The sequence below is a fragment of the Desulfomicrobium baculatum DSM 4028 genome (assembly GCF_000023225.1).
GTDB classification, from domain to species: Bacteria; Desulfobacterota; Desulfovibrionia; order Desulfovibrionales; family Desulfomicrobiaceae; genus Desulfomicrobium; species Desulfomicrobium baculatum.
Genome location: NC_013173.1, coordinates 1,479,670 through 1,481,130, shown reverse-complemented (window position 1 = coordinate 1,481,130; position 1,461 = coordinate 1,479,670). Strand labels below are relative to the sequence as shown.

At 57.5% G+C, this 1,461-nt stretch carries 1 protein-coding gene; it reads right to left on the bottom strand.

Annotation, left to right across the window (positions count from 1 at the left end; genetic code table 11):
* Window positions 1-37: 37 nt before the first annotated feature.
* Window positions 38-1,372, bottom strand: a complete 1,335-nt coding sequence (locus tag DBAC_RS06710) for a TolC family outer membrane protein (RefSeq protein ID WP_143891045.1) — start codon at window positions 1,370-1,372, stop codon at window positions 38-40.
* Window positions 1,373-1,461 lie beyond the last annotated feature (89 nt).

The following is a 1,461-nucleotide window of genomic DNA, read 5'->3' as shown; positions in this document are numbered from 1 at the left end:
TCCCATACCCTCCAAGTGGTCGGCAGCGTGTACGAGCCTATTTCACAAGCCAGTTTTCCAGATCCAGCAAGTCCTGTTCGGTCAGGGATCCAACAGCCTGCTTGAGCCGCAGGCTATTGAGAATGTAATCATAGCGTGCCTGGGCATGGTCGATGCTGACCAGTGCCAGGTCGCGTTCGGCGTCAAGGACGCCAAGGCTGGTGAACAATCCGGACATGTAGCCGTCCTGCTTGGCTTCGAGAGCCAATTTGTTGGCGTCGAGGGACTGCGCGAGCGCGTCCACCCTCTTCAGTGAACTGTCGACGCCGAGAAAGGCCGAGCGGGTCTTGCGCGCAACCGACCGGGACTGCTTGACCAGATCCTGCCGGGCGATGCCGACCTCGTGCCGCGCAGAGCGGGTCTTGGAAGCGACTTCACCGCCCTGATACAGGGGCAGGTTGAACTGCACGCCGATCTTGTACGTGTCGACCTCGCTGCTTCCACCGAAAAGCGAATCCTCGGTGTTCTCGTTGTCGAAGGAACTGACCAGGTCCAGCGTAGGATAATGGGCGGCGTTCTGGCGCTTCACTTCGAGTTCGGCCACTTCCACGGCCTTTTTGCTGAGCTCGATGGCCGGGTTCCCTTCGAGGGCTCCAGCGAGCCAGGAATCCAGGGTCGGCGGCTCAGGCCTCTTCAGCTTGATGTTTGGTGCCAGAGGAATGAGGTCATCCACGGGTGCGCCGGTCACTTCGCTCAAGGCTTGCAGGGCGTCATCAAGCCTGTTGTGCGCCTCGATGGTCAGGGCCTCGGTGGCCGCGAGGCGCGCCTTGGCGTCGTACAGGTCGGTGATGGGAATGAGGCCCATGTCCGAACGGCCCTGGGCCAGTTCGAAGTGTTTCTCGACGGCGGCCTGCTCGACGAGGGCGTAGTCGAGCCTGTCCTTTGCGGCCAGTGCCTGGAAATAAAGGTCCGAGACCCGGGTGATCAGCTCCTGCCCGGCCAGAACGAACTCCATCTCCGAGCGGACGCGAACGATCTCGGCCTGCTTCCACCCGGTGTAAGAGGCCCAGTTGAACAAAGGCTGAGTCAGGTTTACGCCATAGACGGTGGTCCCGTACTCGGAACTGCCCGAGGCGTAGACCTCGTTGTCGCTGCTGACGATGTCCTGACTCTTGTGCATATAGCTGCCCGTAGCCATCACCGTCGGCAGCATGGCGGCCAAAGCCTGCCGTTTCCCTTCCTGGGCGACAAAGGTCCGAAATTGATAGCTTTGAAATATAGGATCATTCTGAACGGCCTGCTTGTACATATCCAGCAGACCTGTCGCGACAGCAGGCGTTGAAAAAGAAAGGAAAGCAAGTAACGTGAGGAAAATTTTAATGCAGCGAACCATAGAAATACCATTCAAAAAGGAAATAATCAGCCTCATTGCTTCCTCCTGAAAAAATTTAAACGCCTGTAATAAATAAAATTCTGGAAAAT

Excerpts from the sequence above, each read along its gene's own strand:
- DBAC_RS06710 (WP_143891045.1), bottom strand. The coding sequence starts at position 1,372 with ATGGTTCGCTGCATTAAAATTTTCCTCACGTTACTTGCTTTCCTTTCT.